At 71.5% G+C, this 16595-nt stretch carries 11 protein-coding genes; 8 read left to right on the top strand and 3 right to left on the bottom strand.

Going from position 1 to position 16595, the window contains the following annotated elements:
* Positions 1-40: 40 nt before the first annotated feature.
* The 5 genes from ACGFQ9_RS25330 to ACGFQ9_RS25310 all read left to right on the top strand — a co-directional run bounded on the left by ACGFQ9_RS25330 (position 41) and on the right by ACGFQ9_RS25310 (position 10836).
* The gene (locus ACGFQ9_RS25330) at positions 41-1465 is read left to right on the top strand and encodes a hypothetical protein (protein WP_393576758.1); all 1425 of its coding nucleotides are present in this window, start codon (positions 41-43) and stop codon (positions 1463-1465) included.
* Positions 1455-6491: an AAA family ATPase gene (locus ACGFQ9_RS25325; protein ID WP_393576757.1), complete on the top strand. Its 5037-nt coding sequence runs from the start codon at positions 1455-1457 to the stop codon at positions 6489-6491. The genes ACGFQ9_RS25330 and ACGFQ9_RS25325 overlap by 11 nt, the downstream gene beginning before the upstream one ends.
* 137 nt (positions 6492-6628) lie before the next feature.
* Positions 6629-7252: a GntR family transcriptional regulator gene (locus ACGFQ9_RS25320; protein WP_393577090.1), complete on the top strand. Its 624-nt coding sequence runs from the start codon at positions 6629-6631 to the stop codon at positions 7250-7252.
* A gap of 221 nt (positions 7253-7473) precedes the next feature.
* Positions 7474-10155 (top strand): pyruvate dehydrogenase (acetyl-transferring), homodimeric type, encoded by a 2682-nt coding sequence (aceE, locus tag ACGFQ9_RS25315; protein ID WP_393576755.1) that lies wholly within the window; start codon positions 7474-7476, stop codon positions 10153-10155.
* Positions 10156-10314: 159 nt separating this feature from the next.
* Complete coding sequence (locus tag ACGFQ9_RS25310) at positions 10315-10836, top strand: DUF4240 domain-containing protein (RefSeq protein WP_393576753.1); 522 nt, start codon at positions 10315-10317, stop codon at positions 10834-10836.
* A gap of 33 nt (positions 10837-10869) precedes the next feature.
* Here the strand turns inward: ACGFQ9_RS25310 and ACGFQ9_RS25305 are convergent, their stop codons facing one another.
* Entirely contained in the window at positions 10870-11640 is a 771-nt protein-coding gene (locus ACGFQ9_RS25305) for an SDR family NAD(P)-dependent oxidoreductase (RefSeq protein WP_393576751.1), read from the bottom strand.
* Between the two features lie 87 nt (positions 11641-11727).
* Between ACGFQ9_RS25305 and ACGFQ9_RS25300 the strand changes: the two genes are divergently transcribed.
* The gene (locus ACGFQ9_RS25300) at positions 11728-12384 is read left to right on the top strand and encodes a TetR family transcriptional regulator (RefSeq protein ID WP_393576749.1); all 657 of its coding nucleotides are present in this window, start codon (positions 11728-11730) and stop codon (positions 12382-12384) included.
* Between the two features lie 106 nt (positions 12385-12490).
* Here the strand turns inward: ACGFQ9_RS25300 and ACGFQ9_RS25295 are convergent, their stop codons facing one another.
* Entirely contained in the window at positions 12491-13903 is a 1413-nt protein-coding gene (locus ACGFQ9_RS25295; RefSeq protein ID WP_393576747.1) for a TerD family protein, read from the bottom strand.
* Positions 13904-14096: 193 nt separating this feature from the next.
* Entirely contained in the window at positions 14097-15086 is a 990-nt protein-coding gene (locus ACGFQ9_RS25290; RefSeq protein WP_393576745.1) for a GlxA family transcriptional regulator, read from the bottom strand.
* A gap of 134 nt (positions 15087-15220) precedes the next feature.
* On the opposite strand from ACGFQ9_RS25290, the gene ACGFQ9_RS25285 reads away from it, so the two are divergent.
* Positions 15221-15811 carry an isochorismatase family protein gene (locus ACGFQ9_RS25285; RefSeq protein ID WP_393576744.1) on the top strand — a complete coding sequence of 197 codons (591 nt, stop codon included), beginning with the start codon at positions 15221-15223 and terminating at the stop codon, positions 15809-15811.
* A 10-nt stretch (positions 15812-15821) separates the two neighbouring features.
* Entirely contained in the window at positions 15822-16577 is a 756-nt protein-coding gene (locus ACGFQ9_RS25280) for a cysteine hydrolase family protein (RefSeq protein WP_393576743.1), read from the top strand.
* Positions 16578-16595 lie beyond the last annotated feature (18 nt).

Raw genomic sequence — 16595 nt, 5'->3', positions numbered from 1 at the left:
CTTACGCTGACCCGTCGAGGGACGACCGACGGGGGCTCGCATGGCACGTGCACAGGTGACCGATCTCGTCGTGGTGGTACCGGGGATCATGGGCAGCCGGCTGGCCGACGCCGACGGCAGACCGGTCTGGGACCTGTCGGGTGCCGCCCTCTGGCACGGCCTGCGCACCCTCGGCGGCTCACTGCGCGCCCTGCGGCTCCCGAAAGACACCGGCGACGGCCACCCCGGAGACGGCGTCGTGCCGGTGGGCCTGATGCCGGACGTCCACGCGATCCCCGGCATCTGGCACCCGGTCGACGGCTACACCGGCCTGCTGGGCTCGCTGGAGCGCTCCTTCACCCTGACGCCCGGCGAGAACCTGCTCCCCTTCCCGTACGACTGGCGGCTGTCCTGCCGCTACAGCGCGGAGCGCCTGAAGGAAGCGGTGGACCGGCGGCTGGAGGGGTGGCGCGCCTCCGCCCCCGGGCGCCGCGACGCCCGGGTGGTCCTGGTCTGCCACTCCCTGGGCGGCCTGGTCGCCCGCCACTACGTGGAACGCCTCGGCGGCCACGAGGTCACCCGCCGCGTGATCACCCTGGGCACCCCGCACCGCGGCTCCCTCGATGCCCTCGCCCACCTGGTGAACGGCCTCCGCCGGGGCTGGGGCCCGTTCGGCCTCGACCTGACGGACTTCGCCCGCAGCCTCCCCTCCCTGCACCAGCTCACCCCGGATTACGCGTGTGTGGCGGGCGCGGGCGCCGGGGCGGGCGCGGGAGGGCTCGCGTACGCCCGTGACCTGCCGGGACTCCCGGGGGTCGATCACGGGCTGCTGCGGGACGCGGCCGCCTTCCACGCGGACCTGCGCCGGGCGGCGGCCGGCCGCCCCTCGCCCACCCCCCTCCACGCCGTCACGGGCATCGGCCAGCCGACGCACACCACCGCGGAACTCACCGGGGACGAACTGGTCCCGCTGTGGCTGATCGACGGCGTGGACGAACTGGGCGACGGCACGGTCCCCCGGCTGGCGGCCCGTCCCGCGAACGCGGACGGCACGGGCTACCAGGTGGACGAGTCCCACACCCCGTGCGAGCAGCACGGCTCCCTCCAGAACAACCAGGGCGTACGGGACGCACTGGCAGGACTCCTCGGCCGGGAGGCCCCCTTCCACCGGGACGGGGAGCGGGAGTCCGTCCCGCTGAGCGTCCTCGCTCCCCCGCTGCTCGCACCGGGAGTCCCGTACGAGGTCTCGGTGACGGTCCCGTCGGAGACCCGCGACCACGACGGGCTCCACCTCACCGCGGAGCTCCGCCCGGCCGACGGCACGGAGCCGCCGATCCGCACGGTGCGCCCGCTGGGCGAGGGCCGCTACGCCGTGTCCTTCCCGGCCCCGTCCCCCGGCGCGTACCGCCTGGCCGTCCGGGTCACGGACCGTCCGGAGACGACGGTGACGGCGCTGAGCCTGGTGGGAGGCCCGGATGGCGAGTGACCGTTCTGACGGGATCCGGGGAGCGGCGCTGGGCATCGTGGTGGAGAACCACGCGAGCCCGCGGTTCCGCACCCTCACGGGGGCCACCGGCCAGATGCGGGAGCTGTGCGGCCTGCTGGCCGAACGGGGTTTCACGCCGACCGTGGTCGCGGACCCGGGACAGGCGTCCGTCCGCGGTGCGGTGAGGGACTGGGCAACGGACTGGAGCGCGACCGGTGACCGCGGCCCCGTCATCGTCCTGTGGTCCGGTCACGGGGTGCGGGACGGCCGGGACCTGCGCCTCGTCCTGCACGACACGGCGGACCCGGAGTACGCCGACGAGACGTACTCGGCCGCCTCGCTCACCGAGGCGGCGCTGCGCAGCAGGGCGGACCAGATGCTGCTGATCATCGACACCTGCCATGCGGGTGCGGGGGTGCTGGAGTCACTGGAGACGGCTTTCGCCAGGCTGTCCGCGCGCAACCTCCCGCCGGGCCGGTCCGCGTGGCTGGGGGTGATCGCGAGCAGCCGCCCGCAGGAGAAGGCCGAGGCGTCCGGCATCCTGCTGGGCACCCTCACCCGCGTCCTGCGCGAAGGACCGCGCTCCGAGGACTACCGGCACGAGTGGAGCAGCCGGAACGGCCGGGTCAGCGGCGCCACGGTGATCAACACCGTGCTCGCGCAATGGCCGGAGGAGGTGGGCCACCGCCCGGTCCCGGCGATGTTCGGCGAACCGCGTCTGATGTTCGACAACCCGCTGCGGAGGGACGTCCGGGAGCCGGATCTGGTCGAGCACCTGGTCCAGGCGAGCCGGGGGGCGGCCCGGGACGACGAGGGCTGGTTCTTCAGCGGCCGCCGGCGTGTGCTCGGGGAGATCACGTCATGGCTGAGCGCCCGGCAGCCGGGCCTGTTCCTGGTCACGGGCAGCGCGGGCAGCGGCAAGTCCGCGGTCCTGGGCCGCATCGCCACCCTCTCCGACCCCTCCCACCGGGCGGACATCGTCGCGCACGGGGCCCTCGCCCCCGAGGACCCCGACCCGGGCGAGGGTTCGGTGGACGTCTCCCTCCACCTGCGGGGCTTCACGGTCCAGCAGCTGGCGGAAGCGATCGCCGACCGCCTGCGCCTTCCCGTCCCGGAGACCCCGGCGGCCCTGATCGCCGCAGTGGAGAAGCACTGGCCGGACACCGGCACCCGCGGCCTCCCGGCACTGGTCCTGGACGGCCTGGACGAAGCGGCCCCCGACGCGGCCCACCCGATCGTGGAACGGCTCCTCGCCCCCCTGAGCCGGATGACATGCGTCCTGTTGGGCTCCCGGGACCGTCCGTTCCGCCCCGTCCAGGACCCCGCGGAGCGCTTGGACCAGGCGGTCAGCCGCCTGCTGGACGTCCGCGCCCGCGCCGTCGACCTGAACGGGGAGGCCGACACGGCGGACGACATCCGCCGGTACTGCCTCCGCCGCCTGCTCGCCCGCCACCTCGCCACCGACGAGGCCTCGACCGCGGCGGACCTCATCACCGGACGGGCATCCCCGCACGCGGGCGGCTTCCTGTTCGCACGTATGGCGGTCGACTCCGTCCTCAGGCGGTTCGCCGCATCGGGCCCGGAGGACCGGGCGGAGGACTGGGAAGACGCGATCCCGTCCTCAATCAGTGCCGCCTTCACCGAGGACCTGGAGACCGGCCCCCGGCGGGAACAGAACGGCGTACTCCTGCCGAACGCGGCGAAGGACCTGCTGTCCGCCCTCGCCTGGAGCGCGGGCAACGGCATGCCCGCCCGCGGCGTCTGGGAGGCAGCGGCCTCGGCCCTGAACCAGGATGGGGTCGTCTACGGCCCCGGTGACGTGGACTGGCTCCTGAACACCTACGGCCGCTACGTCGTGGAGGACACCGACGGCGTGCAGGCGGTCTACCGGCTGTACCACCGCGAGTTCGTCAGCCACCTGCGCCACTCGGGCGAAGGCTCGCACGCCGCGTACGAGGTTGCGCGGGCGATGATCGATCTGCTCCGGGAGCAGACGGCCGACGCCTCCCTGATGACGAACACGAACCCCTACCTGCGCGCAGCGCTCGTCCACCATGCGGCCGTGGCAGGTGGCCGCGGTATCACCCTGATCCGTGAACTCGCGGGCCTTCGGGAAGAGGTGTTCCGCGCCGATCTCGCGGGCGTGCTCTGCGAGGTGGCCCTTTCACGGTCCGGGGAGGGCAGGGACAGGCAGGCGGTGGCCCTGGCGCAGGAAGCCACGGACCTCTACCGGCTGGAGGCGCAGGGCGATCCGCACTCTTGTCTGCCTCTCCTGGCCGGCACGCTCAACATCCTCTCGGCTCTCCAGACGGACATCGGCGACCACCAGGGAGCCCTCGCCACCATCACCGAAGCCACCGGCCTGTACCGGGCCCTCGCCGCTGACAACCCGGCGGCCCACCTGCCCGACCTCGCCCACTCCCTCACCAACTTCGCAGGAGCCCAGGACAGGACGGGAGACAGCGAAGGTGCACTCACCACCTGCACTGAAGCCACCGACCTGTACCGGTCGGTCGCGGATGGCAACCCGTCGGCGTACCTGCCCTATCTCACCCTGTCCCTCAGCAACCTCGCGGCCTTCCAGGCGGGGACGGGGGACCGCCAGGGTGCCCTCGCCACCATCACCGAAGCCACCGGCCTGTGCCGGGCCCTCGCCGCTGACAACCCGCCGGCCCACCTGCCCAAGCTCGCCGGCGTACTCAACAATCTCGCCAGCTTCCAGGCCGGAACGCGCGACACACGAGGCGCGCTGGCCACCAGCACCGAGGCCACCGGGCTCTACCGCATGCTCGCCGACAAGAACCCGGCGGCCTACCTGCCCGACCTGGCCGGCGCGCTGAACAACCTGGCCAGCTTCCAGGCCGGAACGGGAGACCGACAGCACGCGCTCGCCACCATCACCGAAGCCGTCACCATCCAGCGGAGGCTCACCCGGGACAACCCCGTGGCCCACCTGTCGGTCCTGGCGAAGTCCCTCAACAACCTGGCCGGTCGACAATGCGAGACCGGCGACCGGCAGGGTGCACTCGTCACCGTCACTGAGGCCGTGACCATCCACCGAAGGCTCACCAAGGACAACCCTGCGGTCCACCTGCCCGACCTGGCGGCGTCCCTCTCCAACCTCGCGGCCACCCAACACGGGATCGGGGATGCGCACGGCGCCTTGGCCACCAGCACGGAAGCCATCGGCCTTTGCCGCGACCTCGTCGACAGCAACGGTGAGGCCCACCTGCCCGACCTCGCCACCTCTCTCATCAATCACGCCGCGTTTCGGGCGGGGACCGGCGACAGCCGAGGGGCGCTCACGGCCAGTTTCGAAGCCGCCGATCTTTACCGCACCCTCGCTGACGGCAACCCCGCCGCGTACCTGCCCAGCCTGGCCGGCGCACTGCACAACCTTGCTGCCGCCCAGGCCGAGGGCCGGGACTGGCAGGGAGCGATGGCGACCATCAGCGAAGCGGTCGCCATCCGCCGGAGACTCAGCCGCGACAACCCGTCGGCCTACCTCCCCGATCTTGCCAAGACGCTCCACAACCTGGCGGCGTTCCAGCTGGAGACAGGAGACGGGCAGGGCGCGCTCACGATCGCCGTCGAAGCCGTCGGTCTCCACCACACCCTCGCCGACGGCAACCCGGCCGCCCACCTCCCCAACCTCGCCCTGTCCCTCGACTGTCTCGCCGTCATCCAGGAGGAGACGGGAGACGTTCAGGCCGCACTCGTCACGAGCACCAAAGCCATCGGGCTCATCCGCACACTCGCCGAGAGCAATCCGGCAGCCCACCTGGCCGACCTCGTCAGAGCCCTCGGGAACCGCTCCAGCTGCCGGGCCAAGACCGGAGACCCGTCCGGAGCGGTCACCGACATCGCCGAGGCCACCGACCTCTGCCTCTCGCTGGCCCGGGACCCCGCCACCCATGGCCGCCTCATCGCCGCGACGCTCGAGAACCTCTCGCGCTCGGCCCCGGCGCACGACACCCTGATGGCCTACACCAGGGTGGAGGAGGCTCTCGGCGGGCACCCCGAGGCCGTCCGCCGCCTGACCCTCCAGCGCGCGGAGTTCGAGACCGCCTCCACGGACCCGGCGGTGGGCCTGCACACCCTCATCTCCCTCGCACGCGATTCGACGCCGGCCCAGGTGCCCGATCAGTTCACCGTCCATGCGCGTCAGCTCCTCCGCGTCCAGTGCCGGACGGACAGCCGGAGGGCCTCCCTGGCCGCCGGCCTCTGGCGCGACGTGACCGGGGCCGGGCTCCCGTCCTGGTGGACTCTTCCCCAAGGTGCACTCGACCTGGCCATGGAGTGGATCGACTGCCCCAGCTGGACCGCGTCCCGTGCCTTCTGGGACGCACATGCCGAAGAGCTCCGGTCGCCCGAGACCGAGACGGCTCTGGAGGAGCTCGCTGTGATCTTCCCGGAAGCCGTCGAGCACCTCCGGATCGCCCGCGAGGCGGAGTCCGGAGACCCGGACGAGGCCTTCCGTCCGTACATCACCGGCGAACTGCTCGACGCCTGGGGCGACCTGACGACTCTGGAAGAGTCCCGGAGCTACCTCGCCGAACATGCGACGGCCCTGCTCCATCCCCAGGCCCTCACACTGCTCGGATCCGACCCGGAATCACCTTGGGCAGCCCTGCGTTTCGCCGTACTCAGCCTCGCCCGCGCGGACGGGATCCCCGCTGCCTACCAATACGTCGAGGACCGCCCCGCCGCGGGCGAACGGCTCCGGCACCTCATGGCCGCACCCGAGATCGACACCCGTCTGCTGCGGGGGCTGAGCATGCTGGAGCTCCTCGTCGGCCAGGAGTCGTTCGCCGGTGCCGTCCACCTCGCCCTCGCCGCCGTACTCGACGGCGTCCCGCCCCCGCCCGGACCCCGGCCCCCCGCCACCCCCGCCCAGCGGGACCGCGTCATCGCCGAGATCGCCGGGCTGGTCGGGCGGCAGCCGCGGCACGCGCCCGCGCTCGGGGCGCTGATCCAGGACATCCTGGCGGCGGCCGGGAACGCCCCCGCCGACGACCCCGGGTGACCGTTCGCGCGGTGGTTGTTACCAGCCTCACCCGGTGGCCCCGACCTCGGACGCCTCGCTCGGGGCTACTCCGCCGTATTGTCTACCTGTCTACGCATCTTCAGCTGCGCGCCCCCTCAGGAGATGAAGCACCGATGATCACCCCACCCGTCGTGCACTCGCTGCGCGAGCAGATCCGCGAGCACATCGTGGAGGGGATCGTCAGCGGGCGCTGGAAGCCCGGCGAGCGGATCGTCGAGCGGCGGATCGCCGTCGAGCTCGAGGTCAGCCAGACGCCGGTGCGCGAGGCGCTGCGCGAGCTGGAGACGCTGCGGCTGATCGAGTCCGCGCCGAACAAGGGCGTACGGGTGCGGAACCTCTCGGCGGCGGACCTGGAGGAGATCTACCCGGTCCGGGCCGGCCTGGAGCAGATCGCGGCCGAGCTGGCGGCGCCGCGGCTGGCGGTGGACTGCTCGGCGCTGGAGCCGCACGTCGAGGCGCTGTGGGACGCCGACCGGCGGGAGGACGGGACCGCGCAGGTGCGGCACACCGTCGGCTTCCACCGGGAGATGGTGCGGGCGGCCGGGAACAGCGTGCTGCTGCACACCTGGGAGAGCCTGGGCATCGAGGTGTTCACGGCCCTGTCGATCCGCTGGCTGGGGACCGTCCAGAAGTCGTACGCGGAGGAGCACGAGGCGCTGATCCACGCCTTCCGGCGGCAGGATCCGGAGATCGGTCTGCTGGTGAAGCGTCACGTTCTGGGCTGCGCTCCGCGGGCCTGAGCGGCTACTTTGTCCTGATTTGATCGGCACCGGGTGCCTATATTCATGGCACCCGGTGCCGACTTTTGCCTTCTCGACCAATTCGCGACCACTTTTGTTTGATCGATCATCGATCAGGGTCTTACAGTCTTCGCGGGCCCCAACCGGGTCCATCGACCCTGTCCTGCCCGTCAGGGTTCCTTCTTCACCCCCCTCCTCACTCTGGAAGGCGGCGCACTCCGATGTCCGACTCCGTAGCAAAGCTTCCGAGCGAGCTCGACCAGCTCCCGGACCGCGACAGCGAGGAGACCGCCGAATGGGCGGCCTCCCTGGACGCCGTCGCCAAGGCTGCCGGTACGCGCCGCGCCGAGTACCTCCTGCGCCGCACCCTCCAGCACGCCGAGGCCGCCGGGCTCGCCCTGCCGAAGCTCCTGGAGACGGACTACGTCAACACCATCCCCACCTCCGCGGAGCCCGAGTTCCCCGGTGACGCGGAGATGGAAGCCAAGATCACCGCCTGGAACCGCTGGAACGCGGCCGCCATGGTGACCCGCGGCTCCAAGTACGGCGTCGGCGGCCACATCGCCACCTTCGCCTCGGCGGCCTGGCTCTACGAGACCGGCTTCCAGCACTTCTTCCGGGGCAAGGAGGCCGACGGGTCGGGCGACCAGCTCTACATCCAGGGCCACGCCTCCCCCGGCATCTACGCCCGCGCCTTCCTCGACGGGCGCATCTCCGAGCAGCAGCTCGACAACTTCCGGCAGGAGTCCGGCGGCAACGGCCTGCCCTCCTACCCGCACCCGCGCCGGCTGCCCTGGCTGTGGGAGTTCCCCACGGTCTCCATGGGTCTCGGCCCGCTCTCCGCGATCTACCAGGCGCGCTTCAACCGCTACCTGGAGAACCGCAAGATCAAGGACACCTCCAACTCGCACGTCTGGGCCTTCCTGGGCGACGGCGAGATGGACGAGCCCGAGTCGACCGCCGCCCTGGCCCTCGCGGCCCGTGAGCGCCTCGACAACCTGACCTTCGTCGTCAACTGCAACCTGCAGCGCCTCGACGGCCCGGTGCGTGCCAACTTCCGCATCGTCCAGGAGCTGGAGGCCCAGTTCCGCGGCGCCGGCTGGAACGTCGTCAAGACCCTGTGGGGCTCCGCCTGGGACGAGCTCTTCCAGCTCGACACCACGGGCGCCCTGGTCCGCCGCCTGCGCGAGACCCCCGACGCGCAGTTCCAGACGTACGCCACGCGTGACGCGGCCTACATCCGCCAGCACTTCTTCGGCGGCGACCCGGCGCTGGTGGCCCTCGGCGGCCTGCTGACCGACGCGAAGATCGCCGAGTGCTTCCACACCTCGCGCGGCGGCCACGAGCCCCGCAAGGTCTACGCCGCGTACAAGGCCGCCCTGGAGCACAAGGGCGCGCCGACGGTCATCCTGGCGCAGACCGTCAAGGGCTACACCCTGGGTTCCGGGTTCGAGTCGAAGAACGCGAACCACCAGATGAAGAAGCTGACGATCGACGAGTTCAAGGGCATGCGTGACCTGCTCGGACTCCCGATCCCGGACAGCGCCTTCGAGAGCGGCGTCGTTCCCTACGGCCACCCGGGCGAGAACTCCCCCGAGGTCCGCTACCTGCACGAGCGCCGCGCGGCCCTCGGCGGCCCGGCCCCGGCCCGCCGGGTCCACCAGGTGGCCCTGCCGCAGCCGGCCGACAAGTCCTACGCCCCGCTGCTCAAGGGCTCCGGCAAGCAGGAGATGGCCACCACCATGGCCTTCGTCCGGCTCGTCAAGGACCTGATGCGGGACAAGGAGACCGGCAAGCGCTGGGTGCCCATCGTCCCCGACGAGGCCCGCACCTTCGGTATGGAGTCGCTCTTCCCGTCGGCCGGCATCTACTCGCCGCTGGGCCAGACGTACGAGCCGGTCGACCGCGACCAGCTGATGTACTACAAGGAGGCCAAGGACGGCCAGATCCTCAACGAGGGGATCACCGAGGCCGGCGCCATGGCCGACTTCATCGCCGCCGCCACGTCGTACGCGACGCACGGCGAGACGATGATCCCCTTCTACATCTTCTACTCGATGTTCGGCTGGCAGCGGACCGGCGACCAGATGTGGCAGCTCGCCGACCAGCTCGGCAAGGGCTTCATCGTGGGCGCCACGGCCGGCCGCACCACCCTGACCGGTGAGGGCCTGCAGCACGCCGACGGCCACTCGCACCTGATCGCGGCCACCAACCCGGCCTCGCTCAACTACGACCCGGCCTTCGCGTACGAGATCGCGGTGATCGTCAAGGACGGTCTGGAGCGGATGTACGGGGAGAACCCCGAGGACGTCTTCTACTACCTGACGGTCTACAACGAGCCGAAGCCGCAGCCGGCCATGCCGGCGGGTGTGGAAGAGGGCATCGTCAAGGGTCTGTACCGGTTCAACACCGCCGCCGACCTGGAGGCCGCCCCGGCCGCCGACGCCCCGAAGATCCAGCTGATGGCCTCGGGTACGGCGATCCACTGGATCCTGGAGGCGCAGCGCCTGCTGGCCGCCGACTGGAACGTGTCCGCCGACGTGTGGTCCGCCACCTCCTGGGGCGAGCTGCGCCGCGACGCGCTGGAGGCCGACGAGGCCCTGCTGCGCGGCGAGGAGCGCACCCCGTACGTCACCAAGGTGCTGGAGGGTGCTCCGGGCCCGGTCCTGGCGGTGTCCGACTGGATGCGCCAGGTGCCGGACCAGATCAGCCAGTGGGTGCCGCAGGACTACACCTCGCTTGGTACGGACGGCTTCGGTCTGTCCGACACCCGTGAGGGCGCCCGCCGCCACTTCGGTGTCGACCCGCAGTCGATCGTGGTCGCCGCGCTGGCCCAGCTGGCGCGCCGCGGCGAGGTCCCGGCCTCGGCCGTGAAGGAGGCCCGGGAGCGCTACGGCCTGTAAGGCCGCCCGGCACTCCCGGCACCGCCCTGTTCCATCGGCGAAAGGCCGGTGTCCGTCCCCTCGCGGGGACCGGACACCGGCCTTTGGCCGTATGCGGGATGGGGCCTTTGGCCGTACGCGCGGTGGCGGGGCGCGGACCGAGCCAGGATCCTTGGAGCCGTGATGGACGAGACGGAGTTCTGGGCGATCATCGACAGCACGCGCGAGGCCGCCGAGGGCGACCCCGAGGAGCACGCCGAGCTGCTCGTGGAGCGGCTGACCCGGCTCGATCCGGACTCCGTGCTGGACTTCGCGCGGCATTTCGAGTCCCGGTACAACCGGGCGTACACCTGGGAGCTGTGGGGCGCCGCCTGGGTGCTCCTCGACGGTGCCAGTGACGACGCCTTCGACTACTTCCGGTGCTGGCTGATCGGCCAGGGGCGGGAGGTGTTCGAGGGCGGCGTCCACGAGCCCGACCGGCTGGCGGAGCTGCTGGGCGAGTTCGACGAGGAGATCGACGGGGACGGCGAGGAGCTGGGGTACTCGGCTGACGAGGCGTACGAGCAGCTCACCGGGGTGGTCGCACCCGATCTGGGGATCCCCCTGCAACCGGCGGAGCCGGAGGGCGCTCCGCTGGACTTCGAGAACGAAGCCGTACTGGCGGAACGGTTCCCCCGGCTCTGGGACCGCTTCCGCGGCTGAGGCCGGCGGAAGGGGTGGCGGTGGCGGACGTGCTTAGTAGTGCGTGCCGCCGTCGATGCGGATCTCGGTGCCGGTGATGAAGGCACCGTCCTCGGAGCCGAGCATGGCGACGACGCCGGCGACGGTCTCCGGGCCGGCGAAGCCCTGGCCGAGGGCCGGGGCGAGCTTGGCGAAGAGCGACCAGTCGGTGTCCTCGGGCAGGCCGGGGCCGTTGCCGGTGGTCATGCCGCTCTCGATGGAGCCGGGGGCGACGCAGACCACCCGCAGGCCCTGCTTGCTGTACTCGGCGGCCAGGGAGTGGCTCATGGACTGGATGCCGCCCTTGGTGGCCGCGTACGCGGACATGTAGGGGTGGGCGAACGCGGCCGAGGTGGAGCTGAAGTTGACGATGACCGGCTTGTCCCCGGCCAGCAGGGCCGGGATCGACTCACGGATCATCAGGAAGGTGCCGGTCAGGTTGACGGCGATGACCTTGTTCCAGAGGTCCAGGGTGGTCTTGTGGGTGTGCTCGGACCGGAGGATGCCCGCGGCGTTGACCAGTACGTCGATTCCGCCGAGCGCGTCCACTGACGCGGCCACGCCCTCCTTGACCGCGCTCTCGTCGGAGATGTCGAGCACTGCGGTGGTCAGCCGGCCGGCCGTGCCGTCGGCGGCCGCCTTGTCCGCGGTGGCCTTGAGGCCGGCCTCGTTGACGTCGACGGCGTGGACCCGGCCGCCCTCGGCCAGGATGCGGTGGACGGTGGCCTGGCCTATGCCGGAGCCGCCGCCGGTGATGAGGACGCGACGTCCTTCGTAACGGTTCATGCGCCGAGCGTACGAGTCCGTGACACGTTTTGCCATAGTGGCAATGGAGGTATTTGTCACGGCTGACCAGGAGTACCCTTTCCTCTCGTGAAATCCCCTCGTCCGTACTCCCCCAGAACCGGTCCGACAGCCGCACTGTCGCTGACCGAACGGCGCAAGGCCGCCACCCAGCTCGACATCGCCCGCGCCGCCTGCGAGCTGTTCGCCGAACAAGGCCCCGACAGCACCACCGCCGAGGAGATCGCGCACCGCGCCGGCGTGGCACTGCGCACCTTCTACCGCTACTTCCGCAACAAGCAGGACGCGGTCGCGCCGCTGCTCGCGGGCGGCGGAGAGCAGTGGCGGGCACTGCTCGCCGAGGAGGAGCCCGGCACTCCGCTGGCCGAGGCGCTGGAGCGTGCCGTCACCCGCTCCCTCAGCGGCACGGTCGCCGTCACCGAGGGCCTCAACTGGACCCGCGGCCTGCTCCGCGCCTCCGCCGGGGACCCTGCCCTCAGGGCCGTCTGGTACCGCGTGAACCAGGACTCGGAGGAGGAGCTCGTCCCGGTCGTCGCCCGGCTGGCCGGCCCGTCCGCGGACCCGCTGCAGGTCCGCCTGCTGGCCGCCGCGGCCACCGACGCGATCCGGGTCTCCCTGGAGGTCTGGTCCGAGACGGACGCGGAGGCCACCGGGCCCGGCTCCCCGGCCGAGCTGGCGGTCCGCTCGCTGCGCGAGCTGACGCGCGGCATGACGATCCTGGGCTGACGCCGAGCGCCCCCGCACGGGCGCACACGGCGCAGGCCGCCACTCGCGGAGGGCCGCCACCCCGACCGGGGGGCGGCCCGCGGCCTGTCCGGCTCGCCGCACATGCTCAGCGGGTGCCCCGCCGGACCCAGTTCCGCAGCTTGCCGCTGATGCCTTCCTCCTTGGCCACGCCGCCGCCCGTCACAGGGCGCGGGGCCGGGGCGGGTGCCGCTGCCGCGTGGACCGGCGAGTGCACCACCGGCCGGCTGTCCGCCTGGACATTCTTGAGCCGTGCCCGCCAGGGGCCGTCCGCACTCTTGAGGCGCACGATGACCGGCCCCTCCGGCAGCGGCACGGTCTCCCGCCGCCGCCCGATCTCACTGAAGAGGAGCCGCTTCTCGGGCAGGACGGCGGGGTCCTTGTGCTCGCGGAGTTCGTAGAGGTAGGCGGAGAGATTGGAGCTGCCCTTGTAGTGGATGGTGAGGTCCGCCGGGCCGCCGGTGTGGAGCAGGACGTCGGGGCCGCCGTGTTCCAGCCACTCCTCCGTCAGCCGGTGGGCGTCGGCCAGCGGAAAGACCCGGATCTTCCAGGGCCCGGCCGCGCGCAGCCGCAGGCGCAGCGGACGGCGCTCGGGCGCGAGCGTCATCAGCCGCCCTCGGAAGTTCGGCTCCGTGCTGCTGACGAGGTAGGGCTTCTTGTTGTTGCGCCGGTCCAGCGGGAACAGCCCCGTGTACCCGTCACCCTTGACCGCGAGTTCGACGACCACCGGACCCGGCGGAAGCCCGTCCACCGAGATCACGTCGTTGTCCTCGCCGCTCGTCGTGTACGGCTCGAACACCGGCCCGTACGTCCACGAGTCGGCCGGCCCGACCGGCGCAGCCACCAGGGCGGGCCCGGCCGGCGCCATGGGCTGCGGCGCGACAGGCGCCGGCTCGGACACGGTCACCGTGGGCTGCGGTACGGCTGCCACCGTCGGCATGGGCACCACTTCCGGCACCACTTCCGGCACCACTTCCGGCGCCGGCCCCGGTGCCGGCTCCGCTCCGTCCTCCGCCACGTCCACACCGTGGTCCGCGGCGAGTTCGGCCAGGCCCCCCAGATATCCCTGGCCCACCGCGCGGAACTTCCAGCCGCCCGCCCGCCGGTACAGCTCCGCCAGCACCATGGCCGTCTCGGCGCCGCCGTCCGTCACGTCGTAGCGGGCGACGGACGTGCCGTCGGGCGCGAGGGCGTCCACCGACAGCCCGTCGACGTCCCGCATGGAGCCCGTCTCGGTCGCGCCGATCACCAGCACCCGGACGATCTCCGGTTCGACCGCCGTGAGACCGGCCTCCACCCAAGCCGTGCCGTCCTCGCCTCCGAGGAGCCGTACGGCGCCGGACGGATGGGAGGGCGCGCCGTGGAACACGACGTCCCCGTCCCCCCGGACCCGCCCGTCCTCCGTCAGCAGCAACGCCGCGGCGTCCAGCCCGTTCCGTACGGCGATCCGCAGCGGTACGGACGGTACGAAGGCGTTGCCTCCCTTGATGATGTTCCCCACGGTGACCCCCCACCCTGTCCTCACACGCCGGATTCCGCACGAATGCGGCGTGCTTCCCCCTCATGACGAGGCTGAATGATCGATCATGTCACAGTCCTCGCGGAGCACCACTGGCCCGTAAGCCTCAACACCCTTTCCAGGCGCGGCAGTCACGCATCCGGGGAACGCCGTAAGGGTGCGTCCGCAGGCGATGTCAGCCGGAGTGCCGGAACCGGTTGCGGTACTCCGTGGGCGTGGTGTTCAGCTTGCGCCGGAAGGCGCGGATCAGCGTGTCGACGGTGCCGAAGCCGCAGAGCGCCGCGACGCGGTCCAGGGTGTCGTCCGTGGACTCCAGCCGGTTCCGGGCCGTCTCCACCCGTGCCGACTCGATGTACGCGGCCGGGGTCGTGCCCAGCTCGGTCTTGAAGACGCGGGTCATCTGCCGTTCGCTCATGTGCGCGTACTCGGCGAGGCCCGGGATGGTCAGCTTGCCGCCGAGGTTCTGCGTGACGTAGTGCCGCAGGTCCTCCATCCGGCGGGTCGTGGCGACCGCCTCGGTGGGGACGCTGAACTGGCTCTGCCCACTGGGGCGCTTGAGGTACATGACCATCTGCCGCGCCACACGCAGGGCCATGGCCTCGCCGAAGTCCTCGGCCACCAGGGCCAGGGACAGGTCGAGGCAGGCGGTGATGCCCGCCCCCGTCCACACCTTGCCGTCGCGGATGAAGATGGGGTCGGCGTCCACGTTCACGGCCGGGTGGTCGGCGGCGAGCTGCTGGGCGGTGGACCAGTGGGTGGTGGCGCGCTTCCCGTCGAGGAGGCCGGCCGCCGCGAGCAGGTGCGCGCCCACGCAGACGGAGGCCACCCGCTTGGACCTGTCGGCCAGCCTGCCGACCCATTCGACGATGCCGGGGTCGGTGAGGGCGTGGACGCGGCGATCCTCGTCGACCTCGACGGAACCGGGGACCAGCAGGGTGTCGATGGAGCGCTCGGCGGCCTCCCGGAAGGTGATGTCGGGGATGATGCGCACCCCCGCGGAGGTGGTGACCGGTTCCATCGTCTCGGCGGCCAGCGACACCTGGTACCCGCCGGCGTTCCCCGTCTCGCGCTGCAGCAGGGCGAAGACCTCCGGAGGGCCCGTGACGTCGAGGAGATCGACGCCCTCGAAGAGGAGCACCACTATGAACCGGTCGATGTCGCCCACGGCAGGATCCGTTCGCTGAGCTGCGGGTGTCGGTATCTGCAAGTTACATGACATTGCCGTCACTTGGCGGAGTTCCTAGCGTGGAGGCGTGCCCTTCGCGGGCTCCCCGACTCCTTCCGAAAGACGGTCCCACCATGCCTTCCACCACCCTGCGCGACCTCAGCGGCTTCGACCAGACCCCGGCCGTCCTGGCCTCCTCCACCCTGATCCTGGTGGACTACCAGAACACCTACACCCAGGGCGTGATGGAGCTGGTGGGGTGGCAGGCCGCGCTCGAGGCCGCCGCCCTCCTCCTGGCCCGGGCCCGTGAGGCCGGCGCGACCGTCATCCACGTCATCAACGACGGTGGCGAGGGCGGCGCGTACGACATCCGCCAGGACATCGGCCGGATCCACCCGTCCGTCGCCCCGGTCGAGGGCGAGGAGGTCGTGGTGAAGACCACCCCGAACGCCTTCAACGAGACCAACCTCGGCGAGCTGGTCGACAAGGCGGGCCACCAGGACGTGGTGATCGCCGGATTCATGACGCACATGTGCATCCAGTACTCCGCCCACGGCGCGTTCCTGCGCGGCAACCGGGCCACCGTCGTCGCCGACGCCTCCGCCACCCGCTCGCTGCCCGCCCTCGGTGCCGAGGTGCCCGCCGCGCAGGTCCACGCCGGTGCGCTCGCCACCATCGAGGACCTCTGGGGCGTCGTGGTTCCGTCCGTCAACGAGCTGGGCTGAGGAAACGAAGATGCAGTCGATACGCAAGCGCCTGACCGCCACCGCCCTGGCCGCGACCTTCACCGGCGTGGCCCTTCTGGCCACGGGATGTTCCGGCGACTCTGAGAAGGGCAACGAGGACGCCAAGCCGAAGGCCGCGGCCGTGGCCGTGGCCTCGGCCGAGGCGGTGGACGTCTCGAAGACGACGACCCTGCGGAAGCTGAACGGTCTGCCGGACACTCCCGCGAAGCTCTCCACCTCCACTCTGATCATGGTGGACTACCAGAACACCTACACCCAGGGCGTGATGGAGCTGGAGGGGTGGAAGCCCGCCCTGGACGAGGCGGCCGCGCTGCTGGAGAAGACCCGCAAGGCCGGGGGCAAGGTCATCCACGTCGTGAACGACGGCGGCAAGGGCACTCCGTACGACGTCAACGCGGAGATCGGGAAGATCCACCCCAAGGTCGCGCCGATCTACGGAGAGCCGGTCGTGGTGAAGACCAAGCCGAACGGCTTCGTCGACACCGACCTGGCCAAGCGCGTGGACGAGGCCGGCAACAAGGACGTGGTGATCGCCGGGTTCATGACGAACATGTGCGTCACGTTCACCACAGAGGGGGCGTTCCTGCGCGGGAACCAGCCCACCGTGGTCGCCGCCGCCTCGGCGACGCGCCCGCTGCCGTCCCCGGCCGGCGACATGTCGGCGCAGCAGGTGCACAAGGCCGCTCTGGCGACGATCGCCGACCTGTACGGAGTGGTCGTGCCGAACGCCGCAGCCCTGAGCTGACCGTCGTTCTCCCCGTCT

The sequence above is a fragment of the Streptomyces sp. NPDC048603 genome (assembly GCF_043199475.1).
Lineage (GTDB): Bacteria > Actinomycetota > Actinomycetes > Streptomycetales > Streptomycetaceae > Streptomyces.
Note: the sequence above shows the minus strand (reverse complement) of the source record. Positions and strands in the feature narration are given on the sequence as shown.

Coding starts and splice junctions, on each gene's coding strand:
- ACGFQ9_RS25330 (WP_393576758.1), top strand. CDS start 41: ATGGCACGTGCACAGGTGACCGATCTCGTCGTGGTGGTACCGGGGATC.
- ACGFQ9_RS25325 (WP_393576757.1), top strand. CDS start 1,455: ATGGCGAGTGACCGTTCTGACGGGATCCGGGGAGCGGCGCTGGGCATC.
- aceE (WP_393576755.1), top strand. CDS start 7,474: ATGTCCGACTCCGTAGCAAAGCTTCCGAGCGAGCTCGACCAGCTCCCG.
- ACGFQ9_RS25305 (WP_393576751.1), bottom strand. CDS start 11,640: ATGAACCGTTACGAAGGACGTCGCGTCCTCATCACCGGCGGCGGCTCC.
- ACGFQ9_RS25285 (WP_393576744.1), top strand. CDS start 15,221: ATGCCTTCCACCACCCTGCGCGACCTCAGCGGCTTCGACCAGACCCCG.
- ACGFQ9_RS25280 (WP_393576743.1), top strand. CDS start 15,822: ATGCAGTCGATACGCAAGCGCCTGACCGCCACCGCCCTGGCCGCGACC.